This is a genomic window from Psychroflexus salis (genome assembly GCF_014640175.1).
Lineage (GTDB): Bacteria > Bacteroidota > Bacteroidia > Flavobacteriales > Flavobacteriaceae > Psychroflexus > Psychroflexus salis.
Genome location: NZ_BMGL01000001.1, coordinates 270,657 through 294,888, shown reverse-complemented (window position 1 = coordinate 294,888; position 24,232 = coordinate 270,657). Strand labels below are relative to the sequence as shown.

Below are 24,232 nucleotides of genomic sequence, written 5' to 3'. Positions count from 1 at the left end.
CCAATGCTTTGGAGCGTATTATTGATTTATACTTTGCTAAAGATAAAAAGCTACACCAAGCTATTTCAGACTTAAAGGATTATCATGATAGTATTTTAAACAATCTTTTTGAAACCAAAGCTCATCCAGCTTATACCAAGCTTAACTATTTTATGGATGAGTTAGAGATATTTCTCGACAGAAATAAATCCCCAAACTACGATTATGTGTATGACCAAGTAGTCAGTTTTGGAGAATTGATTTCAACTTCCTTGGTAAGCCAATATTTAAAGAGTGTAGGCATCAAAAATACCTGGTTAGATTGTAGAAATTTAATCGATACAGACGATACGTATCGTGATGCAAAAGTAAACTGGCAGCGTACCCAAACCAAAATTAAAGCCCATGTTGATGCAGGCGAATTGTTCATTACCCAAGGTTTTATCGGTTCAGACGAAAATAATTTTACCACGACTTTAGGTAGAGAAGGGAGTGACTACACCGCCGCTATTTTTGCCTATTGTCTAGATGCTGAAAATGTATCTATTTGGAAAGACGTACCCGGCGTTTTAAATGGCGACCCCAACGTGTTTAAAGACACCGTTTTGTTGAATAAAATTTCTTACGAAGAAGCCATCGAGTTAGCCTTTTACGGAGCTTCGGTAATACACCCCAAAACCTTGCAGCCGCTTCAACAAAAAGAAATTCCGTTGTTTGTGAAGTCATTTTACCATCCTGAAAATGCAGGAACAGCGGTGCAAAAAGCCAACTTAATCGAACCTTTGGTGCCGTGTTATATCGTAAAAAAGAATTTGGTATTGCTCTCGCTTTCTGCCTTAGATTTTTCCTTTTTTGTAGAAGAAAACATGAGCGAAATTTTTGCCTTATTCCACAAATATCAAATCAAAGTAGACTTGATTCAGAATTCAGCCATTAGTTTTTCGGTTTGTGTAGACAACAAATTCAAAAACATAGATAAGCTAATTGAATTTTTGAAAGCGAAATTTAAAGTCACTTACAATAAAGGTGTTTCCTTGTATACCATTCGTCATTTTGACCAAGAAGCCATCCATCGTATTGAAAAAGATAAAGATATTTTATTGAAGCAAACCACTCGAGAAACCATTCAGTTCGTGGTGAAGGAATAGGGTTGATTTGATAATTTGAAAATGTAGTGATTTGGAAATATGCTGATTAAGGCATAGATATTCCATGGAGTTTAGATAATTTCATTTTTTAGCTTACAGAATCTAAATATTCTTTTGCAGTTAAAACGGGTAGCTTAGCATTCTTAAAATCCTTTTTATTCCTTGTAATAATTAAATCGATTTCATTTTCGATTGCAGAATAATATTGAAGTCCGTCTTCAAAATTGCGAAAACTTTCGTCGCTGAGCGCTAGCTCTGTTATTTTATCATTTAAACTCAGTATTTCAACGAGTACTTTAAATTTTCTTAAAATCGCTCTGGCTTCTTTAGCAGATTTTAATTTGGAGAGTATGTAATTCGTATTTGCAAATGTTAATGAAGAAATGTTTAGGTTTAGTTCTTTTTTGTCAGCTTGAGAAAATAACGCCGCTGCATCATCATAAAATCATTTTCTTTTTGAAAGCAAATCAATTACAATATTTGTATCAATCAATATTTTTTTCATTTGTATTTTTTCATTAAATATTGTGTATACTCATCTTTTATATCCAAATCATCATCTATTGAAATAACACCGCTCAGACTTTTCACCAAAGGGGTAATTTCATTTTTCTTTTTTAGTTAGCGTTCCTAAATGCGATTCTATTAATTTGGAGAGACTGGTATTATTAGATTTTGCATAAAGTTTTGCATTCTCAATAATATTTCCATTCAAACTTAATGTGAGCTTTTTATCCATAACAAATTAATTTACGTACAAGTATATAAATTTATTGCGTAAAATTTTATCCCTTGATTTCTGCTTTTATTTCACTCTTATTTACACTAAAAAGCAACCCATCAATAGCATTAAAAAAGACAAAGATATTTTATTGAAACAAACTACTCGAGAAAGCATTTAATCTGTAAATGTGCTAATTTGAAAATGTTTTAATTTGATCATATAACAATATTTCAATTTGATATTTTTTCAACGTGAAATTGTTTGAAGTAACCTTTGCGTCAAGATATGAACTTCATTTTTACTATATTAATCTTTGTGTATTTGGTGTACTTTGTGGTAAAAAAATCAGTACGGCTACTTAACCTAAATAAAACGTATTCCTACAATCAATTATCACTAGCAAACCATTCGGCAAAAGCGGTTTCGGTTTCTCTAAGTTTTAACGAAAAAAGCTGCATTCCTTCAGGAAGTTGAGTTGAAATACGCTCAGCAAAATCTTCAATCATTTTTTCGCTAGTGGGTTGGTAGTTTACTAAAACCACGTCGTGCCCACTTTCTTTCAGTTGTTCTGCAAGTTTAATGTGCGGTGTTTCTTTGTTTAAAATGATGGCATGATCCCAAACATCGACCACTTCTTTTTTTACAATTTGTTTTAAGTCGCCAAAATCGATTACCATTCCGCATTTTACATTATTGCTATCGCTAATGGGTTCGCCAATAACGGTTACATCTAACTTATAACTGTGTCCGTGAATGTTTCTGCATTTACCATCGTAATTGTATAAGGCATGCGCTGTTTCAAAAGTAAATTGTTTGGTAATTCTAATTTTTGACATTGCTTAATTTTAAAGTTGCAAAGATAAGAGATTGTTAGAATTATAAACCAAAAAAACTAGGCATTGGTCTTCACCCGTTTTTTCTTATTCGAAAGATACACGCCTACTAAAATAATACCACCAGCGGCTAATTGAAGCAAATCAAATTCTTCACCGTCCAATACACCCCAGAACAAAGCTACAACGGGAATTAAATAAGTAACTGAAGTAGAAAAAACAGGATCGGATAATTGAATGAGTCGGTTAAAAATAATTTTGGCTAATGCGGTGCCTAAAATGGCTAATACTCCCACATAAAGTAAGGAGGTTTGTACTTCTTCTTGAGCTAAAAAGGCTTCATTAAAAAAACCTGTAAAGTATAAAACCGCCATCGAAGGAAAAAACAATATAATAAATGAACCCGTAGCGATACCAAGTGCAGAAATTCCACCTAAAAACGATTTAATAATGTTGGCATTAAAAGCATACATTAATGAAGCAATTACGGGCAAAACTCCAAACCAATAATTTTGGTCTGGATTTAAAGAAGCTCCAGCTAAAATAAGCCCGATAGAGCCTATTAAGCCAACCACAACACCAATAAATTGTTTTTTGATAAAAACCGTACCAAATAAAAACAAACCCACAATTAAAGCCAATAAAGGAACTGTAGAATTTAAAATAGCAGCAACAGCCGAGTCGATTTCAGTTTCGGCATAAGCAAATAAGTAGGTAGGAAATAACGAACCGATAAAACCCGAAATGCCAATCCATTTCCATTGTTTTTTTTTAATTTGCCCTACTTTTTTAAATCCAATAACAATGAGTACAACAGCCGTAAGTGCAACCCTAAAAGAACCAAGTTGTAAAGGCGACAAACCTATTAAGCCACGTTTAATTAATATAAACGAACTTCCCCAAAGCAAGGCCAAGCTTACTAAATAAAACCATTTTAATTGTTGATTTTTCAAAGCTAATTTTTTTGCAAAAATGGAGCTTTATTTGTTAAGGAAATCACCTATTGAAACTTAATTAACAAGGCTTATTTCCAAGTCATGCTTTCCATGATATGGCGAATGTCTTTCTTTAAATATTCGGCAGCTGGTAAGATGGAGTCGTAATTGGGTGTAGCTTCAAAATAAATAGAACCAGTTATAAAATGCTCAGTGCTATCGGTTAAATAAAATTGTGCTTGCGATGCGGCATCGCCAATAACTTCATAAAATACGCCATAGGTGTTTTTAGTTGGATTATTGTATTCACTGGCTTCAATATGGTCTGCTTTTATACTATGCTGTAAAGGGAGTTTTTGGGCATCGATTAGGTATTCATTTAAGTTATTTTGCAATTTGTTGTAAGTAATAAAAATTGTCCCTTTTTGTTTCGGATAAAAAATATTGTTCCAACAGTTTTGGCTTATTTTAGGTTTTTGTAACCTAGCTAACCCATTAATTTCAAATTGATACGGGCAGTTTTTTAAATCTACAGCTTTATAATTTGCTTTTTCGTAATTAAGCGCAAGTTGTGCTTTAGGTTTGGGCTGAAGATCTGTTTTACTACAAGCTAAACTTATACAGATTAAGCATATACTAAAAATGAAAAATTTACTCCGCATTATATATTTACTTTTACTTTTATTTGTTTAATTCGCTTTTGGTCAAGTGCTTCAATAGTGAAGGTATAGTTGTCGAAATTGAGTATTTGGTTTACCTTCGGAAAGCTTTTGGCAATTTCTAATACAAATCCAGCAATAGTTTCGGCTTCACCTTTGTAATCTTCAAAAAGTTTTTCCTGTTCTTCTTCAAATTTTAAAATATGATAAAAATCTTTTAAAGTAGTTTTTCCTTCAAAAACATAAGTAGAAGTATCTAATTTAGAGAAAATAATGTCGTCATCATCAAACTCATCGCTAATATCGCCAACAATTTCTTCAATAATATCTTCTAAGCTTATTAAGCCGCTTGTGCCACCATATTCGTCTACTACAATAGCCGAATGAATTTTTTTCTCTTTAAATTCATTCAATAAGTCGTCAAGCTTTTTGTTTTCGGGAACAAAATAAGCTTCTCGAATTAAGCTTTGCCAGTCGAAGTTCTTTTTATGAATGTATTTCAATAAATCTTTTATATACAGTAAACCTTGAACTTCGTCTATACTTTCTTTATAAACGGGAATTCGTGAATAACCATTCTCTGAAATTTTATTTAATACCGTTTCAAAATCTTCATCAATAGATAAAGCGAAAATATCTAAGCGCGGTTGCATAGCTTGTTTGGCGTCGATGTTACCAAAGGAAACGATACCTTGTAAAATTTTCTTTTCTTCGTTAGATGTATCTTCTTCTCTGGTTAATTCTAAAGCTTGCGACAGTTGGTCTATGCTTAAATTACTTTTTTGTTTACCAAAATTCTTTTCAATAAAACGAGTTGTGTTTCGCATAGGGATACTCAGCGGGCTAATTAATTTATCTAAAAAAGATAAGGGAAACGCCATGAATTGGGCAAATTTTACGTTGTTTCGGTTAGCATATACTTTAGGAAGAATTTCACCAAAAAACAAAATCAAGAAAGTAACTACAATTACATCAATCCAAAAAACCAGACTAAAGCCGAATATTTCATAATCATTATTACCATGAATTACGCTACTTAATGAGCTATATAAAAGCACAATAGCGATGTTAATAAAGTTGTTAGCTACTAAAATGGTCGCTAATAATTTTTTAGGTCTGTCTAGTAAATGAACTAAAATCTTTTCTTTTTCTGAAAGCTCTCCAGAAGTATTGAAATCGCTAGGTTTTAATGAAAAGAGCGCCACTTCAGAACCAGAAATTAAGGCAGAACAAGCTAGCAAAAGCAAAAATAATAAGATACTAAATATCTGTGTAAAATCGATTGCTAGCAATAAAACAAAAAACTGGGGGTCAGGTTCCAAAACTTAAACGTTTAATTAAAAAGGAAGATCATCTTCTTCATCTTCATTGCTAGGAATGGAATTTGAAGTGGTTTTAGAACTTGTAGGGTTTGCATTAGCATGTTGGTTTGGGGCGGTTTGATTTGTGTTTACAGGAGCAGAGCCAGATTGGTCTTTGGGCGTTAAAAATGTAAATTCAGTACAATGCACTTCTGTGCTATACCGATCCATGCCTTTATCGTCTTGCCATTTGCGTGTTTTAATTCTACCTTCTACATAAACCTTATCTCCTTTTTTTAAGTACTTTTCGCAAATTTCGGCAGCTTTATTGCGTACAACTATATTGTGCCATTCGGTATTACTTACGCGTTCGCCAGTAGATTTGTTTACATAGTCTTCGTTAGTGGCCAGCGGGAAACGACCAATACAAGCATTTTCATCAAAATAATGCATTTTAACATCATCTCCTGTGTGCCCAATTAACATTACTTTATTTAGTGTACCAGCCATAATATAATTTTAGGTAAAAGTAAGAAAAAGTTTTTAGCTGTTAAAGCAAGTATTCTTTTATAAAATTAGCCATTAAAACAGGAACGGGAACAGTTTCTAATTCACTTAAATTCAGTAGTTTTTGGTTTTTTTGAAAAGTGTTTTTTTGAAGGCTTTGAATTTTTAAAATATAAAAATCGGCAATTAATTTTCTGTGCGAAAGTAAATGAATAACAGGTTTTAAATTTGCTTTTTCAGTTGAAGAAATTTCGATTGGAAAAATACTTCTCATTTCTTTTTCAACTTCTATTAACTTTGGTTTTTTACTAAATTCAGCCACTGGAAACTCAAACAAATTTTCCCAAATTCCTTTGCCTTTTCGCTGCTGAACTATGGTGTTTTGATTTGGGTCTATTAAAACAAAATAGTTTAGAAAACGAGTTTGTACTTTGGTCTTTTTTATTTTAACAGGTAAACGCTCCACCATACCTTGCTGATATGCCACACACTTAGATTGCAACGGGCAAATATGGCAATATGGGTTTTTGGGTTTACATTGTAAAGCACCAAATTCCATTATGGCTTGGTTATGTAGAGCAGGATTTTTCTTGTCTAAAACTTCAATTGCTTTTTCTTTAATTAAATTTTGTCCTGCACTTTCATTAACTGGTAAATCAATTCCAAAATAACGCGAAAGTACGCGGTTTACATTTCCGTCTACCACGGGTGTTGCTTCATTAAATGCAAAAGAAGCAATCGCACTCGATGTATAATCTCCAACTCCTTTTAATTGAAGCAAGCTATCTTTAGTATTGGGGAACTCTCCATTTAAATTTTCGGTAATATACTTAGCCGTTGCATGTAAATTTCTAGCTCGAGAATAATATCCTAAACCTTGCCAGAGTTTAAGTACTTTTTCTTCAGTAGCTTCAGCTAAATTTTCCACCTTTGGGAAGTGCTCTAAAAATTTTAAAAAGTAAGGTAGACCTTGATCAACTCTAGTTTGTTGTAACATTATTTCACTTAACCAAATTGGGTAAGCTTCCTTTGTGTTTCTCCAAGGTAAATCGCGTTTATGAGTGGTGTACCATTGCGTAATTTGTTTAGAAAAAAACATTTTATTGGGCTTTTTTGTGCAATGATAAATCTTATTTATCTACTATTTAGCAAATTGAGTTGAAATATTGAATTATAATTACGTATATTTGCGCTCGCAAAATAAAAATAAACCCCTTAAAATAAAAGATAATGACAAAAGCTGATCTTGTACTTAATATATCAGAAAAATTAGGTTTAGAAAAGAATGATGTACAGGCTACCTTAGAGCATTTTATGGAAGAAGTAAAAGGCTCTTTAGAAAAAGGTAACAATGTATATTTAAGAGGTTTTGGTAGTTTTATTGTCAAAACAAGAGCTGCTAAAACAGGAAGAAACATTTCTAAAAACACAACTATTAAAATTCCAGCACACAACATTCCTGCATTTAAGCCGGCTAAAGTATTTTTAGAAGGAGTAAAATCTAATGTTGAGGTAAAATAACAAATATTAATCTCTAAAAAATTAAATGTATGCCAAGTGGTAAAAAGAGAAAAAGACATAAGGTAGCAACGCACAAGCGAAAAAAACGCAGCAGAGCAAACCGTCACAAAAAGAAAAAGTAGTTGTTTTCAACTACTTTTTGTATTTCATAAGTTCTTTGACATCGAAATTCTTAACAGAAGAATTTCACCGGTATCGACTTAAAATTAGTCGATAAAATGTTTAATCCATTCCGATAAATCGGAATAAAAATCTTATTAGCATGAAAAAGGAATTAATAGTTAGATCAAGTTCCAATGCTGTGGATTTTGCTTTATTAAAAGATGGACGACTTGTTGAACTTCATAGAGAAACAGAAGACAATAAATTTGCAGTTGGCGATATATTTTTGGCTAAAATTAGAAAAGCCTTACCAGGCTTAAATGCTGCTTTTGTAGACGTTGGTTACGAAAAAGATGGTTTTTTACATTACCACGATTTAGGACCACAAGTAAAAACCATGCTGAAATATATTAAAGGCGTTGGAGCCAATAAAATCAAAGATTTTTCACTTAAAAATCAAACTTTTGAAGAAGACATTGAAAAAAATGGAAGCATTGCCGATGTTCTTCACTCCAACCAATCCATATTGGTTCAAGTAGTAAAAGAACCTATTTCTACCAAAGGTCCAAGACTTAGCTCTGAACTTTCCTTAGCAGGTAGATATATTGTTTTAGTCCCCTTTTCAGACCGTATTTCAGTTTCTCAAAAAATTGAAAGCAAAGAAGAAAAAAGCAGACTAAAACGCTTAGTAAAAAGCATAAAACCCAAAGGATTCAGCGTTATTATTAGAACCGTAGCCGAAGGAAGAAAAGTTGCCGAAATTGACCGTGATTTACAAAATTTATTAAATCGCTGGGAAAAACTCTGCAAAAAAATTCCAAAAGCAAAACCGCCTTCTAAAGTATTAGGTGAGCTTAATAAAGCATCGTCTATTTTACGCGATATTTTTAACGACACGTTTACTTCTATTTGTGTAGATGAAGAAGATGTACACGACCAAATTAAAGAATACGTTAAAGATATCTCTCCCGATAGAGAATCCATTGTAAAACCATACAAGGCAAATGTACCCATCTTTGAAAAATTTAATATAGAACGTCAAATCAAGACTTCTTTTGGTAAAACAGTTACCATGAAAAAAGGAGCTTACTTGGTTATCGAGCATACGGAAGCGATGCACGTAATTGATGTAAACAGCGGTAATAGAAGCAATAAAGCAAAAAACCAAGAAGATACTGCACTCGAGGTAAATATGATTAGTGCCAATGAAATTGCAAGACAATTGCGCCTTCGCGACATGGGAGGTATTATTGTAGTCGATTTTATCGATATGCATAAATCTGAAAACCGAAAAAAATTATACGATTATCTACGTGATGAAATGAGTGATGATCGGGCTAAACACAAAATTTTACCACCCAGTAAATTTGGCTTGGTACAAATTACACGACAACGTGTTCGCCCCGAGATTGATATCAAAACAAGAGAGAAAAATCCTAACGAAAATGGAGAAATTGAAGCGCCAATTGTAGTGGTAAATAAAATTAATGTTGATTTACTAAAAATCATTAAAAAAAACCACAAAAAAATTACGCTTACTACGCATCCATTTATCGCAGCTTATTTAACGCGCGGATTTCCGTCACCCCGTAGTAAATGGTTTTTCGACCATAAAAAGTGGGTAAAAATTCAATCGAGAGATGCATATACGTATCTAGAATATCATTTCCACGATGCTTCTGGAAATGAGATAAAAGTTTAAAAAAAACCCTGTTTCGTTTATTCGAAATAGGGTTTTTTTATGCTTAAAAGTGAAATTTTCTGTAACTTAGATAAATGAATTTTAATGAACATATAAACACTAAAACCTATACGGTAAAAGAGGCTTTAATTACCTTGATGAAGTATTGTGCTTATCAGGATCGATGCCATAAAGAAGTAGAAGAGAAGCTCCACAAAATGAATATGATTCCCGAAGCACAAGAGCAAATTATTATTCAATTAATGCAAGATGGATTTTTAAATGAAGAGCGTTTTACAAGAAGTTTTGTACGCGGAAAATTCAACTTTAAAAACTGGGGAAAACAGAAAATTAAAATGCATTTGCAGCAAAAAAACATTCCTGATCACCTCATAAAAATTGGAATGCAGGAAATTAAACAAGAAGATTACTTAGACACTTTAGAAAATTTGGCAGTCAAGAAGTGGAAGTTGCTCAGCAACACAAAAGATGCCAAAACCAAACAAAAAGTTGTACAACATTTACTCTACAAAGGTTATGAATCGGAGTTGGTATACGATATCGTAAATGGGTTGATTCAGTTTTAGGTTATTTCGTGAAAAACCTGCAAGGTCTCTGAGACCTTGCAGGTTTGATTCCTATTAATGATTTTACCCAACACAGCAAGGGCTCAGAACCTTTGGAGCGTTTCATTTCATTCACAAATTTTCTTTTATCATCTTAGTAATCTTAGCAGCAGACAAACCCACCAACTCATACAATTCATCTGGGCTTCCGTGTTCGATAAATGCATAAGAAATGCCGAGGTAAATCATTTTTTCGCTATTAGATTGCTGTTGTGTAAACGCACTTACATCTTCACCAAAACCACCAATTAGACTTCATCTTCCATCGTGATGATGCACATATTTTTTGCGCAAGGCGAACTTGGGAATTATAATACAATGCTTTAAGTTGCTAGTCATTTTTCGCTTTGACTTTTAAATTCTTATAAACAATCTAAAAATTAAAATTTATTTCTTTACTTTTAGTAAAAATTTAATAAATCCCATTCAAATTACCAAAGTTAGCATGTATGAAACCACAAGTCCACATCCTAACTAACCTGCTTAGTGTTCATCTTCATTACTTTACCACAGGCGCTTATATAGTTAATTTGGCGATAGACGGTAACATCATCGATGCAAAACATTTAGTAATACAATAAAACTAGAAATCATGAAAAAAATATTTGTAATCATTTTTATTTCAGTAGTTAGTCTAACATTCGCTCAAAATGACTGTATGCAAGTTGATGATACTTATAGCTATGCTGTAAGTTTAAACATTGATAATGTATCTCCTGATTTTGACAAAGATGATTTTATAAATTATGTGGTTAGCAATGATAATATTTCAGTAGAAGATGAAGAAACACTTAATACGCTCATCACATCAGTTAAAAAAACAGTTCCACCATGGGAACATAACCATTATGTAAGTATAACATCGACAGAAAGTATTCTTTCAATCATAACAGAGATTACCAATTCAGTAGGTAGTTACCATTGTTTTATAACAGAATGTGAAGGGGATGAAGGGCCATTTACTTATTCCGCTGTGATAAGTGATTATCCTGAAGATGGTTTTGATAAAGACGACTTAATAAACCTTTTATCCATCAATGATAATATTTCAGATGATATGATATCAATGCTGAATCAAGAAATAATATCAGTGATTAAACCATTTGAATTTTCTTCTTTTATTCATTTGCATTTAGTTATTGATATAGAGTCTAATATAAAATTATTTGATATTCTGAATGAATTCACAAATACTATCGAATTTCATCAATGCTATTACACATGCGAAAATGAGGAAGATTGTTTGCTCGGTGAAGATAATTTGGGTATTGAAGGAGAAGAACTGAAAAAAATCATGATTTACCCCAACCCAACGAGTAATTTGCTACATATAGAAACTAGTCAAATAGATATTACTGCTATCGGAATTTTTGATTTGCAAGGAAAACGTGTTATGCAACTCAATTCTGCTTATCTAAATGGCATAGATGTAAGTCAGCTTACTAATGGGATATATTTTATAAAAGTGAGTACAAGTGAAGGTGAGTTAGTTAAGAAGTTTGTGAAGAAGTAAGCATCAATTGCTATTTTAATCTAGCATAAAAACCTTCAAGGTCTCGAAGACCTTGAAGGTTTAAATTCTGAAGTTTTAACCAACTCTGCAATGGCTTTGAATCCTTGCTGAGTTTCATTTTATCTACAAATTTTCTTCTAACACATTCGCAATTTTAGCAGCAGATAAACCCACCAAATCATACAATTCTTCTGGACTCCCGTGTTCGATAAATTCATCGGGAATGCCTAAATTAATCACTTTTCCAGGATAGTTTTTCTGTTGAGCAAAAGCACTTACATCTTCACCAAAACCGCCCTTTATACTTCCATCTTCTAAAGTAATCATACAACTGAATTTAGAAAAAAGCATCACAAAAAATTCATTTTGAAAAGGCTTCACAAAGCGAACATCAAAATGTGCAATCTTTGGTTTGTCTTTTTCATCAAGCATTTCAATAGCTTTTTCCACTTCAACGCTAAGTGTTCCTAAGCTAACTACTGCAATTTGGGTTCCTTTTTTTAACTGTTGAAATTTTCCAAGCGGAATAGCTTTAAAATCTTGTTGCCAATCGATGATGTTTCCTCGTCCACGCGGATAGCGAATGGCAATGGGTTGGTTAACTCCTTTTGAAACTGTGAACAATAAATTCCGCAATTCAATTTCATTAGAAGGTGCAGCAATCATAATATTAGGAATGCTTTTCAATAGAGCAATGTCAAAAACACCATGATGGGTTGCGCCGTCGTTACCCACCAATCCCGCTCGATCGATGCAAAAAATGACCGGTAAATTTTGCAAAGCCACATCATGAATAACTTGGTCCATGGCACGTTGTAAAAACGTACTATAAATTGCACAAAAAACTATATAGTTTTGGGTGGCTAAACCTGCTGCAAACGTCACTGCATGTTGCTCGGCAATACCTACATCAAAGGCTCGATTGGGGAATTTTTGCATCATGTATTTTAATGAACTTCCTGTGGGCATGGCCGGTGTAATACCAATTATTTTTAGATTTTGTTCAGCCAATTCTACCAAGGTCAACCCAAATACATCTTGAAATTTAGGCGGTAAATTTTCGTCTGTTTTCGAGATAATTTCGCCCGTTGTCTTGTCAAATTTACCCGGCGCATGGTAAGTAACTTGGTCTTCTTCCGCTTTTTGTAAACCTTTTCCTTTTTTGGTGATAACGTGTAAAAATCGTGGTCCTTTTTGTTGTTTTAACTCGTTTAAAGCTTCAATTAAAGCAGGTAAATCATGACCATCGATTGGGCCTTTGTAATTGAAATTTAAAGCTTCAATAATGTTGTTCTGTTTAGGTTTAAAACCCACTTTTGCTTTGGTAAGGTAGTTTTTTAGCGCGCCAACACTGGGGTCGATGCCAATGGCATTATCGTTTAAAATAACGAGTAAGTTAGCATCGGTAACTCCAGCGTGATTTAAACCTTCAAAAGCCATTCCTGCCGCTATAGACGCATCGCCGATGACTGCGATATGTTGGCGTTCAAAATCACCATCGAGTTGGGCAGCAATAGCCATTCCTAAAGCTGCCGAAATAGAAGTAGAGCTATGCCCAACGCCAAATGCATCATACTCACTTTCTCCGCGTTTTGGAAAACCTGAAATTCCGTTGAGTTTACGGTTGGTGTGAAAATTAGCTCTTCTGCCTGTCAAAATTTTATGTCCGTAGGCTTGATGTCCCACATCCCAAATTAATTGATCCTTAGGTGTATTAAATACATGGTGTAAAGCAACCGTAAGCTCAACGACACCTAAACTCGCTCCCAAATGGCCTTCTTTGGTAGAGACTACATCTATAATAAATTCGCGTAACTCTTTAGTTAAAGCTAATAGCTCGTTTTTGCTACATTTTTTTATAGCTGCAGGCGAATTGATTTGCGACAAAATTCCATTCTTCATTCTTACAAAGGTAAAGCATGAATTTGTATTTTTAGCGCATGATAGCAGAATTCGACGATACTTATTTTATGCGCAAAGCCTTAGAGCAAGCCCAAATTGCTTTTGAACTAGGAGAAGTTCCAGTTGGTGCTATAATTGTAAGTAAAAATCAAATTATTGCACGAAGCCATAACCTTACTGAGCGTTTAAACGATGTTACGGCACATGCCGAAATGCAAGCTATTACTTCGGCAGCTAATTTTTTAGGCGGAAAATATTTAAAATGCTGTACGCTTTATGTAAGTTTAGAACCTTGCCAAATGTGTGCCGGCGCTTTGTATTGGAGCCAAATAAGTAAAGTAGTTTTTGCAGCAGAAGACCACGAACGCGGATACCGAGCTTTTGGTGCTAATCTGCATCCTAAAACTCAAGTAGCTTTTGGAATTATGCAAGAGGAATGTAGCCAATTATTAAAAGATTTTTTTAAGCAAAAAAGAAAACAACAAAAATGAGAAACATATTAAAAGTCGTTTTTTTATGTAGTATAGTCAGTTTTTGGGCTTGTAAAGAAACAACATCAGAACAAGAGAAAGCATTAAAAAACATTAAACTGAACCTAGAAAGTAAAATCTCTTATGGCCATTTTTATCCGCAACGTGAACCTGTTAATAGCATTTCTCCCGATAGCATACAATTCAAAAATATTCCAAGTGAGTTTAACGATTATGAGATAAAGCTTTTCATTTTTAATGTAGCACAAGCCTATTACCAAGATTTTATAAATGACAACATTTCTGAAGAAGAGTTTTCTTTGCTTCAACAGATTTATAAAATCGATACCACCCAAGTTTCAGATGCTTATATTCCATCTAAAGTTCATATTGTTATAGGTGAGCTTAAAAATGGAAATCGAGCTCTTGTAGTAGATACAGATTTAAACCTTGATTTTCAAAATGAAAAAATCCAAGAATTTGAATACCCTATTCAGTTTATAGATGAACAAGATGAAGCCTTTTACGAAGAAAATAAGGTTCAATTTTTACCGAAAACCAAAGTTCAGTTTGGTACCCGTAAAAATGAACAGTTTGTTTTGTTGTTAGACCCATACAACGAAAATATAGGCATCAGTACTACCGCTGAAAAATATTTTTTAGGCTTGAGCATTCCACATTTAAAAACACAAGAATTTACAATAGAAGATAAAACCTATGTGTTAGAAGCTAAATCGAATTTTACTCAATTAGAAACCAATCCTAAAAAACTTCAATTTTTGGTTTTTGAAAAAAAGGATTCTGTTGAAGTTGGTCAAGAAGTTAATTTACTTCGTTTTAAATTGAACGATACGCTTCATTTAAATCAATATGATTTTAAGCTCGTTTATGAAGGTGAACAATTTATGCTTCAAAACTTAGGCTTTAATGAAAAGCCAACCGGAGTAACTGAAGGTTTTTATTTACCACAAATACATATTGATTACATAGATGGTAAGCCGTATTCAACTAAAACATACCAAGGAAAACAGCAACTTTTTTATTTTTGGACTACCTGGAGTTTGTCAAGCTTGGAAGATGTTAATCGATTGAAAAGATTACAACAAGAACACGATGAATTAGCTGTAGTGGGAGTTGTGGTAGACGCCAATCAAGGTGCGGTAGAACGCATGATTGCCAGACAGCAAATGGATTGGAACACTTTATTTGCTACTGCAGAAGCTAAGGATTCTGAAAAACCTGCACTTCAATTTAAAGTAATGAGTTTTCCAACTTATATTTTGGTAAATGAAGACCAACAAATCATCAAAAGAACGCATCACTTAAAGGAAGTGGAGAAGGTGTTGGAAGATTCAAATTAAGTTGAATTTTTATTAATTATGTTCTTTGTGCACTTTGTGTCTCTGTGGTTATGTTACATGAGCATAAATTTTACAATCCTTTTCTTTCGATTTTTCTACGCCAAGCGCCATCTCGATATGTAGAATGAAACGGAATATTTAATTCTTTGCAAGTTGCTCGCCATTGCTTAACAAACGAAGGATAATTACTGGCATCGGCAATGATTTCTTTGGGCTTGATTTCGTTGATTAAACGTTCTAAATTCAGTTTTGGCGATTGACTTAAATACACATAGGCATTTTTCACTTTTCGTGGATAAATGGCTGTACTATCAATAACTAATAAAGTTTCATGTTGGTTGAAATGATAAAACGGCTTGGGATTTTTTACTTCAAAACGTTCAATATTGTACAGTGGTAAGTAGTTTTTTATGCTGTATAATTCTTTTGGGTTTTGCAAACTGTCCGAAAAATATAAGCTAAACTGCCTTGCTTTTTTTATGCCCAATGCCGTTTTTCGGTATTCGTTAAAGATAATAAGTTCAGCCGAATTTTGTTGTTCTTCAATTGCTAAAGTATAAGACCAAGTCATGCCAATTGCACCTATAAAAAAACCAATAATGTAATTGTAATGCTTGCTTCTAACGTAAAATAATAAGCTCCAAATCATAAAAAGAAGACACAAAAACATAGTGAAATTGAAAAAGATATCTTGAAAAACAAACTCTTCTTGTAAAGCGATAAAGTTCACGAAATTTTGAAGCACATCTAATAAAAAAGAATAGGAGCGAACTAAAAATTCAGGTAAGAAATCCAGGAAAGCTAAAATGATTACCAAAATGCCACCGCCTAATAAAATTCCTAAAAATGGAATAATTACCAAATTAGCCAGCATGAATAATCCTGGAAATTGATGAAAATAAAACAAAGAGAATGGCAAAACACCCAATTGTGCGCTTTTGGTTACCGTAAAAACAGACCAAAATAGCTTATCGATGTAAAATTTGGGTCGATACAATGCATATAGTTTCGGTTGCAGCATAACAATAGAAAATACAGCTGCATAACTCAGTTGAAAACCCACTTCTAAAATAAAATGTGGTTTTACGATTAAAATGGGAAATAAGGATAAACACAGTAAATTAATGGTGTTGGTTTTACGTTTCATATTTAAGGCGATGGCAAACAAGCTAAACATGCTTACAGCGCGCGTTACAGAAGGAGAAAATCCAGCAATCAGCGCAAACCCCCAAAGTAAAATTACGATGATTATAGTTTTGAAAATCCGTCCATTTTTAAGGTAATCTATAGGTTTAAAAACCCATTGTAATAAGAGCAAGACAATTCCTACATGCAAACCCGAAACTGCCAAAATATGAACTACTCCCGCTTTTGAAAAGTTAGCATAAGTTTCAGGGTCAATTTGCTTTTTTTGTCCTAAAAGTAAAGCTTGTATTAAACCTAATTGCTGCTTGTTGAATCCTGCTTGGTCTAATTTAAATTGAATTTGATTCCGAAAATTATCTGCTTTAGACAATAAGCTTGTCCCGTCTTCATTAGTTTGATGGATGTATACTTTAGGCTTGGCTTGATAAAAAACCAATTGATTATTCATATAGGTTTTGTAATTGAAAGCTTGTGGGTTTTTAGGATCTTTAAAAGCAGAAAGTTCGGTTGCAAAAATTAACTGATCGCCAACTGAAAATGCTTCATCTTCATCTTCTTTTGCAATTTGTACAAGTAATTTTCCGTGGGTTTTTGCATCATCAATTGAATGAGCATCAACTAAATACTTGAAATTATAATTGTTGGATTTTAAAACTTCATTAACTTCAACTAAAACCCAATGAACGGTATCTTTTTTTACCTGATGAGCAATATGGTTTTTTTGGTTTTTAGCTTGCTGAATTGCACTGGAAAGCATTCCAATACATACAAAAACAATAGGCACAAAGATTGAAAATCCGTAGTTTATGTTGAAGCTTTTAAGGTAAGCTAAATGAAAAACAACAAGTACTACAATACCAATTCCAATATAAAAAAGAAGCGTTTCTGTAGGAATGGAAAACTGCAAGCCTAAGTAAATTCCGAGTAAGAAAAATAAACTTAGTCGAATGACTAAAAAGTTTAAAAGTTTCATTTGTAGATGGTTGTGAAACTAAAAATAGTGTTTTTTTAGGAAACCATCAAATTTTTCTGAATGGGCTAATGAATAATCCTCCTTGCTTTTCTGAAATTTTTTCGCCAATAAGCTTCACCCAAAGAAGAAATAATAACACCTCTGCTTGTCGAGCTGTGAATAAATTCCGGATAATCCTTGTTGTTACTTACTACAATGCCAACATGCGTGATTTTGCGTCCCCGACCTGTTTTAAAAAAAACCAAATCGCCAGGTATTAGTTTTTTTAGTTTGGTTCTTTTTCCTTCTTTAGCCATGGCTTTGGCGGTTCTGGGCAAGCTATATTGATTAGGAAAAGCATTTAATACTAATCCAGAGCAGTCTATTCCACTTTTCGTAGTTCCGCCCCAAGCATAAGGAGTTCCTAAAAAAGTTTTTGCGTTGGCCACAACACTGGCACTTTGTTGCTGGCGGAGTTTTTTGGCACCACCACAAGAAGTTAGTAAAAAAGAAAAGCTGACTAAAAATAAGAGAGCAGAAAAAGTATTGAAACGCATAGATTTATATTAAGCTTCAAATGTATGTTTTTTGTATAAATTTTAAATGAAGCCTTGAAAAGAAAAAAATTAACTTGCCAAAACCCCTTTGTCACTTAGCAAAGGAATTTCGGTTAAGTTTTTCACTTGAATCTGTTTGGGTTGAAACACGAAAATTTTATCAAACAATTGATTGCCTTGAAAAAAACTCACTAGAAATTGGTTTTCTAAAGCCAAAACTTCATCTTGAATAAATTCTAGTTTGGCAAAAGATTTTGCTGGAAGTACATCTAATTTTTTCCGCAAAACGGAAGTTGATTTAGTTTTGCTTTTTCCTTTGGAAACGACCAAGACCGTTTCAATAGCTTCATGTTGATTATTGATGAGGTATACATTCCACTCGTTGGCTTCAAAAGATGGATTATAAGCATAAACTGCTGCAACAAACACATCTTTTACTTTTGGAATAGTAAGGTCTTTTTTCATTTAAAAAACTTAAACTACCGATTTAAACTGTTTCAAAAATCGCAAATCATTTTCGTAAAACATTCTAATATCACCAATTTGGTAAAGCAGCATGGCAATGCGTTCGATACCCATTCCAAATGCAAAACCAGAATAAGTATTTGGATCGATATTGCAATTTTTCAACACATTGGGGTCTACCATTCCGCAACCCATAATTTCTAACCAACCTGTTCCTTTGGTAATGCGGTAATCAGTTTCGGTTTCTAAACCCCAGTAAATATCTACTTCTGCACTTGGTTCAGTAAATGGAAAATAGGATGGTCGTAAACGAATTTTAGACTTCCCAAAAAGTTGTTTGGTGAAATACAACAAAGTTTGCTTCAAGTCTGCAAACGAAACATTTTTATCGATGTATAAACCTTCCACTTGATGAAAGATACAATGTGAACGTGCAGAAATATCTTCGTTTCTAAATACACGGCCAGGAGAAATGGTTCGAATCGGCGGTTGGTTGTTTTCCATGTACCGAACTTGCACACTAGAAGTATGTGTTCTTAGTAAAATATCTTCAGGATTGGTTTGTATAAAAAAGGTGTCCTGCATATCGCGGGCCGGATGGTATTCAGGTAAATTTAAAGCTGTAAAATTGTGCCAATCGTCTTCAATTTCTGGTCCTTCTGAAACATTGAATCCGATGTTAGCAAAAATTTCGATAATTTGATTTTTTACAATCGAAATGGGGTGTCGTGCGCCAATTTCAGAAGGCTGAGCAGAACGCGTTAAATCGCCATAAATACCAGCTTCATCTTTTTGGCTTTCAATTTTAAGTTTCAGCTCATCAACTTTAGCTTGAGCCGTTTGTTTTAATTGATTGATGCTTTGACCAAATTCTTTTTTTTGCTCATTAGGTACATTTTTAAATTCTGCAAAAAACTCGTTTAAAATTCCTTTTTTACCAAGAAATTTTATGCGGAAAGCTTCTACTTCATCTAACTTTTCTGAAGTGAATGCTTCAGCTTCTTTAATGTAGTTTTTTATCTGGTCTATCATAACTTCTAAATGGGCTGCAAATTTATAAAAATTTAGCCGCATGCTTTATTAAATGTTCGATTAAATAACTTTGAACAAACAAAATACAAGCAGCTGTTTTTTTATTATGAATTTTTAAATTTAGCTACTTATATATATTTTTTATTTTGAAAATATTGTATGATTGCTTCTTTCATCAATACGCTTTGTTCGCCAGCTTTTAAATTCGGAAGTTTTTCGGTTATTTGGTAATGTGGCCAACCTTCATCGTCTATAAAATCGAAATTGTAATAGCCAAAAGGCTCTAATAAACGACAAATAGCAATGTGCATCAAATTAATTTTGTCGTCTTTTTTGAAGCGTTTGTGGGGTTTTCCATATTCTTGAACACCAATTAAATAGATAATGGCATCTAATTCTAAGCGTTCGCCATCACCAAAATCGGTCGAAATTTTTTGCTCAACTTGCTCCCAAAGTTCTTTTAATTGTTCGTCTCTTGCCATATTGCAAAATTAAGGTTTCTGCTTTTAATTTTAGATGTTGTGAATTTTATTTTTAGTCGGCCTTTGTTTTTTGCACAAAAGGGAACTATGCCGTAAACAGAAAACTTATACATGAGCGATTTATTTAAAATATTTTCAGGGCTTATCTTTAACTCTTTTCGTTAGTTTTAAAATGATTTAAATTCATATAAACAGCCTAAAGATTAATTATTAATCATTATTGTTGTTAATTAATGCGATTATTATTTAAAAAAAGTGTTTTTTATTGATGTAAATTAAAATAATTGTTATCCCGTCTGTTCAAAAAAACATCTTTTTTATGTCAAATGAATAATTTTTAAAGTTTTTAAAGATTTATACAAAATAAAAGGGGGTATAAAATTTAAATACAATAAAAATAACAACACGAGGCTATTTTTTTAGGGGGTCTATAGTATATTAACATATATTTGAAGCTTAATTTTAAATATTTTAATCATGAAAAAAATCTTTACTTTTTTAACATTAATGTTATTTGCTTTCGCATCTTTTGCGCAAGATGAAAGCTTAGAAGACAAGGTTAGTGTTGGTCTTAATTTAAATCACGATGCTTTTTTTGGCTTTAACCCCATGATGACTGTTAGTTATGCATTATCAGATACAGATGCTTTTACTGCATATGGTATTCAGTGGGGTGCTGGTACAGCAAGTGCTTGGGGTCAATGGACAGAGTTTGGTGTAGGTTACAATAAAACCTTGGGGGATTTTGATATCAATCCTCAATTGGGTTTTACCATGGGTAGCTTATTATCTAGTGGTGCTTCTCAGGAAGGAATAGTAGGAGACGGTATTGTTCCTAACTTAACTGTAAATTATGGGTCAGATAAATTTGAAGGCCAATTTTACTTTGGCTATTATGCTGCACTAAGCGATAATACAATGCCGCAAGGAGCTACCAATAATTATGTTCATTATTGGGCAAATTTTGGCTACGTAGCTAACTCATTTTTATCTTTTGGTGCTCATTATGAAGAATTATACCTTTCTGGTGGTGAAGTTAACGGCGGAGGAAGTCTAGACAGAGTTGATGGTTACAAATGGTTTGGCCCTTATGTTCAGTTTACAAAAGGCAATGCTGGCTTAAGATTTTCATTTGGAAGCAACTTAGTCGATGACGATGGTTTTGCTCAGAATGACTTCTATAAATTAGCATTTTTTGTTACACTATAAAGTATACAACTGTTGCTTTACTAATTAAAAGTCCAATAAAAACAATAGCCCAAAAGTTTATTTTGGGCTATTGTTTTTAGTATAAAAGCTTACTTTTAACTACTCTCTTTCTATTTTGTAAAGTGAAGTTCTTTTCTAGAAAAGTTTTTATATTTCTGAATGCATTGAAATTTATTGATTTTTGGTCTTTTCCTTTAGGTACGAAACCTAGGAAGATTAAATTGTTCTTACGTTTCAAGTTAAACTCATTTTAGCAAGTTCAGTTTAATTGTTTATTGAACCAATTGGTCAAACTCATAAAAAATTATTTCTAAATTCACTTCTATGTTTATCTTTACCGCTTATGAATGAAATAGACATTGGTATTGCCATTATTCTAGCAATTGGATTGGTTCGCGGTTTAATGAAGGGTTTTATATTAGAACTTACTTCTTTACTATCGGTTATACTAGGAATTGTTGGTGCATTCTTCTTTGCAGATGTAGTTGAAAGTTATGTGCTTCAATATTTAGATTGGGATGCAAAGTATATTCAGTTAACAGCTTTTGTACTTACTTTTTTGATAATTGTAATTTCGGTTTCCCTTATTGGTAAAGTTCTAACTAGGTTAGCTAATGCTATTGCTTTAGGAATGTTAAACCGTTTAGCTGGCGGTGTTTTTGGATTGTTAAAAATGACACTAATTGTTTTGGTTTTAGTTTTGGTGTTGAATACCATTAATAAAAAAACAGGATTTTTAGAAAATAAAAGCGTTTTTAAAGATTCGGTTACATACGTTTTTTTTGATGATGTAGTAGAAGAATATTTACCAGATTTAGTTACCTACGCAAAAGAAAACGACTTACTTCTGCCCGAAGAAGAAAATTAAAAAACTTGCTTTACCAATTGTACAATTACACTTTCTACACTTGTTTTATTAGCAATTTCAATTTTATTGTTAATTTGCCTTGCAGCCATGGCTGTAGTTTTTCCAATGCAAATTATGCGTTCTCCTTTAAATGAATTGTGTGCATAATAACTTTTTATTCCGCTAGGACTAAAAAACATAACTGCATCAAAACAATGTGTAAATTTTTTTGGAATGCTTACAGTCTTATATAAATGATGCTCTGTAAAATCAATTTTATTTTTTTTCAATAAACTAGGTAATTCGTCGTTTCTTATTCTTCCGCAGAAAAAAGAAAAGCTTAAACCTGTGTATGTTGTTGAAATAATTTTAGCTAAATCTTCTCCATAGTTGGCGACTTCAGCGATAGAAAAATTGAGCTCTTTTAATTTTGAAGCAGTTTTTTGTCCTACACAAAATACATTTTTAAGTTCAACTTGCTTTTCTTTTAAAATGGAGACACTCGTTTGGCTTGTTACAATTCCATTTTCAAATTTTGCATTTTCTAAATAAGACAGATTGGGAAAGGCTTTAGTTTGTATGGCATTGTATGCTACCAAACTCCAACCCGATTGTAAAATCAAATTTTTTTGACTTTCGGTTAAGCATTTGGTAGAAAGTACACGAGGCATTATTTCAAAACTTTTTTAATCGCCTTCATGAGCTCTTTTCCGCCATTAGCCAGGATTTCTCTAGCACAGTTTTTTCCCAATTGAGTAGCTTCAGAAGGACTTACTATTTTTTTAACTTCAATATTTTGTTTTCCATCCAAACTAAATAACGCGCCTTTAAAATGAATTTTGCCATCTTTAAATTCAGCTAAAGCACCAATGGGAGCAGTACAACCACCTTCTAAAGTTTGTAAAAATTCTCGTTCTATATGAACACAAATTTCAGTTTCTGCATCATTCAAGTTGGCCAATGCTTTTTTGCAATACTTGTTATTTTCCATGCAAACCACTAACATAGCTCCTTGTGCGGGTGCAGGAATCATCCAATCGAGTACCAGATTGTTTTTGGGTTTTAAATTGATACGCTCCAAACCAGCTGCGGCAAAAATAGCTCCATTCCAGTTATTATCTTTTAATTTTTGCATACGCGTATTTACATTTCCACGCAAGTTTACCACTTTGTGTGTAGGATATTTGTTTAACCATTGCGCTTTACGGCGTAAGCTTCCTGTGGCGATTGTAGCTTGTTTTTGCTTTAAAAAATCTTCACCTTTATGAATTAACAAATCGCTTACATCTGCTCTTGGCAAAACAGCTGCTTCTACTACACCTTTAGGTAAATGTGTTGGTACATCTTTCATAGAATGTACGGCAATGTCAATTTTGCCTTTAATTAAAGCAACATCTAAGGTTTTGGTAAAAATTCCAGTAATTCCCATTTCGTAAAGTGGTTCATCAAGATTAAGATCGCCAGTAGATTTTACGGGAATTAATTCAGTTTCATAGCCTAAATTAGCCAATTCTTTCGCTACTTTTTTAGCTTGCCAAAGTGCTAATTCGCTATCACGCGTTCCAATTTTAATGGGTTGATGCTTCAATTTGAGATATTATCAATTCAGATTTTCAAAAATACGCTTTTGTCAGTGAAATAGGCAAATTAGGAAAAACTGTTTCTGCATCAATTTAAAAATAGTTCTTACTTTGGATTTTTTACTCCAGCTAAAATTTCGATACTCAAGTTATTTTATTCTGGAGGTCTTGCGCAAGAGTAACCACTTACATAAGCACAATAAGGATTGGTTGCTTTATTGAAATCTAAAATTACTTCTTCACCATTTTTTTAGGCAATTGTACATAGCAATATCGGCCGTTGGTGTACGAAGTTTCTGCATTGGTTAAATCCATAAAAGGAACAAAAGCTTTGTCGGCATATTCATCGTCTTTAGCGTAGCCATCACTATAAAATACCGCCAATTGAAAAGTTTTTCCTTCTAGTTGAAACTCTAAAACGCCCAGTTTTGTATATTCTGCTAATCGGCTAGTGCTGGTATTTAAAACAGCAAGTGAAGGTGTTTCTTTAAAAATAGCATTTACTTTAAATTTTTTATCAATCGGAAAAAATTGGTGACCACCAAATAAATCTACATTTTGCTTGGAAGGCTAAGTTTCAGGATTGGTGTAATGTTCGGTATATTTATCTTGAAATGCTTTTATAGAAGTGAAGTATTCTTCGGTTTGGGAAAATGAAAAAACCGAAAGTAAAAACAAGATGTTGAAAAAAAAGCTTCAT

Annotated in this window: 25 protein-coding genes and 3 pseudogenes; 10 read left to right on the top strand and 18 right to left on the bottom strand. The window is 33.0% G+C overall.

Annotation, left to right across the window (positions count from 1 at the left end):
• Positions 1 to 1,127 (top strand): aspartate kinase (locus tag IEV63_RS01205; protein ID WP_188404923.1); only part of this gene is annotated, 1,127 nt, incomplete at its 5' end.
• 88 nt (positions 1,128 to 1,215) lie between these two features.
• Here the strand turns inward: IEV63_RS01205 and IEV63_RS12975 are convergent.
• The 8 genes and pseudogenes from IEV63_RS12975 to mutY all read right to left on the bottom strand — a co-directional run bounded on the left by IEV63_RS12975 (position 1,216) and on the right by mutY (position 7,185).
• A pseudogene (locus IEV63_RS12975) lies at positions 1,216 to 1,632 on the bottom strand (type II toxin-antitoxin system VapC family toxin).
• Positions 1,629 to 1,866, bottom strand: a pseudogene (locus tag IEV63_RS01200) (DUF6364 family protein). The pseudogenes IEV63_RS12975 and IEV63_RS01200 overlap by 4 nt, the downstream one beginning before the upstream one ends.
• Positions 1,867 to 2,237: 371 nt before the next feature.
• A complete protein-coding gene (gene queD / locus IEV63_RS01195; RefSeq protein WP_188404922.1) occupies positions 2,238 to 2,687 on the bottom strand; it encodes a 6-carboxytetrahydropterin synthase QueD in 450 nt (149 codons plus the stop codon).
• Between the two features lie 56 nt (positions 2,688 to 2,743).
• Positions 2,744 to 3,637, bottom strand: a complete 894-nt coding sequence (locus IEV63_RS01190) for a DMT family transporter (protein ID WP_188404921.1) — start codon at positions 3,635 to 3,637, stop codon at positions 2,744 to 2,746.
• 71 nt (positions 3,638 to 3,708) lie between these two features.
• Positions 3,709 to 4,281 carry a gliding motility lipoprotein GldD gene (gldD, locus tag IEV63_RS01185; RefSeq protein WP_188404920.1) on the bottom strand — a complete coding sequence of 191 codons (573 nt, stop codon included), beginning with the start codon at positions 4,279 to 4,281 and terminating at the stop codon, positions 3,709 to 3,711.
• Positions 4,281 to 5,600 (bottom strand): gliding motility-associated protein GldE, encoded by a 1,320-nt coding sequence (gene gldE, locus IEV63_RS01180; RefSeq protein WP_188404919.1) that lies wholly within the window; start codon positions 5,598 to 5,600, stop codon positions 4,281 to 4,283. Before gldE ends, gldD begins: the two co-directional genes overlap by 1 nt.
• Before the next feature lie 15 nt (positions 5,601 to 5,615).
• Positions 5,616 to 6,089: a single-stranded DNA-binding protein gene (locus IEV63_RS01175; protein ID WP_188404918.1), complete on the bottom strand. Its 474-nt coding sequence runs from the start codon at positions 6,087 to 6,089 to the stop codon at positions 5,616 to 5,618.
• 40 nt (positions 6,090 to 6,129) lie between these two features.
• On the bottom strand, positions 6,130 to 7,185 hold the full coding sequence (gene mutY / locus IEV63_RS01170) for an A/G-specific adenine glycosylase (RefSeq protein ID WP_188404917.1): 1,056 nt from the start codon (positions 7,183 to 7,185) through the stop codon (positions 6,130 to 6,132).
• Between the two features lie 131 nt (positions 7,186 to 7,316).
• On the opposite strand from mutY, the gene IEV63_RS01165 reads away from it, so the two are divergent.
• The 5 genes from IEV63_RS01165 to IEV63_RS01150 all read left to right on the top strand — a co-directional run bounded on the left by IEV63_RS01165 (position 7,317) and on the right by IEV63_RS01150 (position 11,529).
• Positions 7,317 to 7,607, top strand: coding sequence for an HU family DNA-binding protein (locus IEV63_RS01165; protein ID WP_188404916.1), 291 nt, complete (start codon positions 7,317 to 7,319; stop codon positions 7,605 to 7,607).
• A gap of 262 nt (positions 7,608 to 7,869) precedes the next feature.
• A complete protein-coding gene (locus tag IEV63_RS01160; RefSeq protein WP_188404915.1) occupies positions 7,870 to 9,411 on the top strand; it encodes an Rne/Rng family ribonuclease in 1,542 nt (513 codons plus the stop codon).
• Between the two features lie 74 nt (positions 9,412 to 9,485).
• The gene (locus IEV63_RS01155) at positions 9,486 to 9,977 is read left to right on the top strand and encodes a regulatory protein RecX (RefSeq protein ID WP_188404914.1); all 492 of its coding nucleotides are present in this window, start codon (positions 9,486 to 9,488) and stop codon (positions 9,975 to 9,977) included.
• A 488-nt stretch (positions 9,978 to 10,465) separates the two neighbouring features.
• On the top strand, positions 10,466 to 10,597 hold the full coding sequence (locus tag IEV63_RS13055) for a hypothetical protein (protein ID WP_262890047.1): 132 nt from the start codon (positions 10,466 to 10,468) through the stop codon (positions 10,595 to 10,597).
• Between the two features lie 11 nt (positions 10,598 to 10,608).
• Positions 10,609 to 11,529 carry a T9SS type A sorting domain-containing protein gene (locus IEV63_RS01150; RefSeq protein ID WP_188404913.1) on the top strand — a complete coding sequence of 307 codons (921 nt, stop codon included), beginning with the start codon at positions 10,609 to 10,611 and terminating at the stop codon, positions 11,527 to 11,529.
• 123 nt (positions 11,530 to 11,652) lie between these two features.
• Here IEV63_RS01150 and IEV63_RS01145 read toward each other — a convergent pair whose 3' ends face one another.
• Positions 11,653 to 13,431 (bottom strand): 1-deoxy-D-xylulose-5-phosphate synthase, encoded by a 1,779-nt coding sequence (locus IEV63_RS01145; RefSeq protein ID WP_188404912.1) that lies wholly within the window; start codon positions 13,429 to 13,431, stop codon positions 11,653 to 11,655.
• A 38-nt stretch (positions 13,432 to 13,469) separates the two neighbouring features.
• On the opposite strand from IEV63_RS01145, the gene IEV63_RS01140 reads away from it, so the two are divergent.
• Positions 13,470 to 13,922 (top strand): nucleoside deaminase, encoded by a 453-nt coding sequence (locus tag IEV63_RS01140; RefSeq protein ID WP_188404911.1) that lies wholly within the window; start codon positions 13,470 to 13,472, stop codon positions 13,920 to 13,922.
• A complete protein-coding gene (locus IEV63_RS01135) occupies positions 13,919 to 15,262 on the top strand; it encodes a TlpA family protein disulfide reductase (protein WP_188404910.1) in 1,344 nt (447 codons plus the stop codon). Before IEV63_RS01140 ends, IEV63_RS01135 begins: the two co-directional genes overlap by 4 nt.
• Positions 15,263 to 15,332: 70 nt before the next feature.
• On the opposite strand, the gene IEV63_RS01130 is transcribed toward IEV63_RS01135, so the two are convergent.
• The 5 genes from IEV63_RS01130 to IEV63_RS01110 all read right to left on the bottom strand — a co-directional run bounded on the left by IEV63_RS01130 (position 15,333) and on the right by IEV63_RS01110 (position 19,896).
• Complete coding sequence (locus IEV63_RS01130) at positions 15,333 to 17,381, bottom strand: ComEC/Rec2 family competence protein (protein WP_188404909.1); 2,049 nt, start codon at positions 17,379 to 17,381, stop codon at positions 15,333 to 15,335.
• A gap of 65 nt (positions 17,382 to 17,446) precedes the next feature.
• Complete coding sequence (locus IEV63_RS01125; RefSeq protein ID WP_188404908.1) at positions 17,447 to 17,917, bottom strand: C40 family peptidase; 471 nt, start codon at positions 17,915 to 17,917, stop codon at positions 17,447 to 17,449.
• Positions 17,918 to 17,986: 69 nt separating this feature from the next.
• Positions 17,987 to 18,382, bottom strand: a complete 396-nt coding sequence (locus IEV63_RS01120) for a hypothetical protein (protein WP_188404907.1) — start codon at positions 18,380 to 18,382, stop codon at positions 17,987 to 17,989.
• 9 nt (positions 18,383 to 18,391) lie between these two features.
• Positions 18,392 to 19,414, bottom strand: a complete 1,023-nt coding sequence (gene pheS, locus IEV63_RS01115; RefSeq protein WP_188404935.1) for a phenylalanine--tRNA ligase subunit alpha — start codon at positions 19,412 to 19,414, stop codon at positions 18,392 to 18,394.
• A gap of 128 nt (positions 19,415 to 19,542) precedes the next feature.
• Complete coding sequence (locus tag IEV63_RS01110) at positions 19,543 to 19,896, bottom strand: hypothetical protein (RefSeq protein ID WP_188404906.1); 354 nt, start codon at positions 19,894 to 19,896, stop codon at positions 19,543 to 19,545.
• Positions 19,897 to 20,373: 477 nt separating this feature from the next.
• Between IEV63_RS01110 and IEV63_RS01105 the strand changes: the two genes are divergently transcribed.
• Together IEV63_RS01105 and IEV63_RS01100 are read left to right on the top strand one after the other, a co-directional pair.
• A complete protein-coding gene (locus IEV63_RS01105; RefSeq protein WP_188404905.1) occupies positions 20,374 to 21,105 on the top strand; it encodes a DUF6733 family protein in 732 nt (243 codons plus the stop codon).
• A gap of 343 nt (positions 21,106 to 21,448) precedes the next feature.
• Positions 21,449 to 21,973 (top strand): CvpA family protein, encoded by a 525-nt coding sequence (locus IEV63_RS01100; RefSeq protein ID WP_188404904.1) that lies wholly within the window; start codon positions 21,449 to 21,451, stop codon positions 21,971 to 21,973.
• Here the strand turns inward: IEV63_RS01100 and IEV63_RS01095 are convergent.
• From IEV63_RS01095 to IEV63_RS13050, 4 genes and pseudogenes are all read right to left on the bottom strand, one after another.
• Complete coding sequence (locus IEV63_RS01095; protein WP_188404903.1) at positions 21,970 to 22,623, bottom strand: uroporphyrinogen-III synthase; 654 nt, start codon at positions 22,621 to 22,623, stop codon at positions 21,970 to 21,972. The two genes, IEV63_RS01100 and IEV63_RS01095, sit on opposite strands and share 4 nt — an antisense overlap.
• On the bottom strand, positions 22,623 to 23,540 hold the full coding sequence (hemC, locus tag IEV63_RS01090) for a hydroxymethylbilane synthase (RefSeq protein ID WP_188404902.1): 918 nt from the start codon (positions 23,538 to 23,540) through the stop codon (positions 22,623 to 22,625). Before hemC ends, IEV63_RS01095 begins: the two co-directional genes overlap by 1 nt.
• Before the next feature lie 146 nt (positions 23,541 to 23,686).
• Complete coding sequence (locus IEV63_RS13100; RefSeq protein ID WP_188404934.1) at positions 23,687 to 23,764, bottom strand: DUF1684 domain-containing protein; 78 nt, start codon at positions 23,762 to 23,764, stop codon at positions 23,687 to 23,689.
• Positions 23,764 to 24,066: pseudogene (locus IEV63_RS13050) on the bottom strand (DUF1684 domain-containing protein); the annotation flags it as partial. The pseudogene IEV63_RS13050 and the gene IEV63_RS13100, both read right to left, overlap by 1 nt.
• Positions 24,067 to 24,232: the final 166 nt, after the last annotated feature.

What these genes read in the sequence shown, in the direction of transcription:
- queD (WP_188404922.1), bottom strand. Translation starts at nt 2,687, where the DNA reads ATGTCAAAAATTAGAATTACCAAACAATTTACTTTTGAAACAGCGCAT.
- gldD (WP_188404920.1), bottom strand. Translation starts at nt 4,281, where the DNA reads ATGCGGAGTAAATTTTTCATTTTTAGTATATGCTTAATCTGTATAAGT.
- IEV63_RS01175 (WP_188404918.1), bottom strand. Translation starts at nt 6,089, where the DNA reads ATGGCTGGTACACTAAATAAAGTAATGTTAATTGGGCACACAGGAGAT.
- mutY (WP_188404917.1), bottom strand. Translation starts at nt 7,185, where the DNA reads ATGTTTTTTTCTAAACAAATTACGCAATGGTACACCACTCATAAACGC.
- IEV63_RS01165 (WP_188404916.1), top strand. Translation starts at nt 7,317, where the DNA reads ATGACAAAAGCTGATCTTGTACTTAATATATCAGAAAAATTAGGTTTA.
- IEV63_RS01160 (WP_188404915.1), top strand. Translation starts at nt 7,870, where the DNA reads ATGAAAAAGGAATTAATAGTTAGATCAAGTTCCAATGCTGTGGATTTT.
- IEV63_RS01155 (WP_188404914.1), top strand. Translation starts at nt 9,486, where the DNA reads ATGAATTTTAATGAACATATAAACACTAAAACCTATACGGTAAAAGAG.
- IEV63_RS13055 (WP_262890047.1), top strand. Translation starts at nt 10,466, where the DNA reads ATGAAACCACAAGTCCACATCCTAACTAACCTGCTTAGTGTTCATCTT.
- IEV63_RS01150 (WP_188404913.1), top strand. Translation starts at nt 10,609, where the DNA reads ATGAAAAAAATATTTGTAATCATTTTTATTTCAGTAGTTAGTCTAACA.
- IEV63_RS01145 (WP_188404912.1), bottom strand. Translation starts at nt 13,431, where the DNA reads ATGAAGAATGGAATTTTGTCGCAAATCAATTCGCCTGCAGCTATAAAA.
- IEV63_RS01140 (WP_188404911.1), top strand. Translation starts at nt 13,470, where the DNA reads ATGATAGCAGAATTCGACGATACTTATTTTATGCGCAAAGCCTTAGAG.
- IEV63_RS01135 (WP_188404910.1), top strand. Translation starts at nt 13,919, where the DNA reads ATGAGAAACATATTAAAAGTCGTTTTTTTATGTAGTATAGTCAGTTTT.
- IEV63_RS01130 (WP_188404909.1), bottom strand. Translation starts at nt 17,381, where the DNA reads ATGAAACTTTTAAACTTTTTAGTCATTCGACTAAGTTTATTTTTCTTA.
- IEV63_RS01125 (WP_188404908.1), bottom strand. Translation starts at nt 17,917, where the DNA reads ATGCGTTTCAATACTTTTTCTGCTCTCTTATTTTTAGTCAGCTTTTCT.
- IEV63_RS01120 (WP_188404907.1), bottom strand. Translation starts at nt 18,382, where the DNA reads ATGAAAAAAGACCTTACTATTCCAAAAGTAAAAGATGTGTTTGTTGCA.
- pheS (WP_188404935.1), bottom strand. Translation starts at nt 19,414, where the DNA reads ATGATAGACCAGATAAAAAACTACATTAAAGAAGCTGAAGCATTCACT.
- IEV63_RS01110 (WP_188404906.1), bottom strand. Translation starts at nt 19,896, where the DNA reads ATGGCAAGAGACGAACAATTAAAAGAACTTTGGGAGCAAGTTGAGCAA.
- IEV63_RS01105 (WP_188404905.1), top strand. Translation starts at nt 20,374, where the DNA reads ATGAAAAAAATCTTTACTTTTTTAACATTAATGTTATTTGCTTTCGCA.
- IEV63_RS01100 (WP_188404904.1), top strand. Translation starts at nt 21,449, where the DNA reads ATGAATGAAATAGACATTGGTATTGCCATTATTCTAGCAATTGGATTG.
- IEV63_RS01095 (WP_188404903.1), bottom strand. Translation starts at nt 22,623, where the DNA reads ATGCCTCGTGTACTTTCTACCAAATGCTTAACCGAAAGTCAAAAAAAT.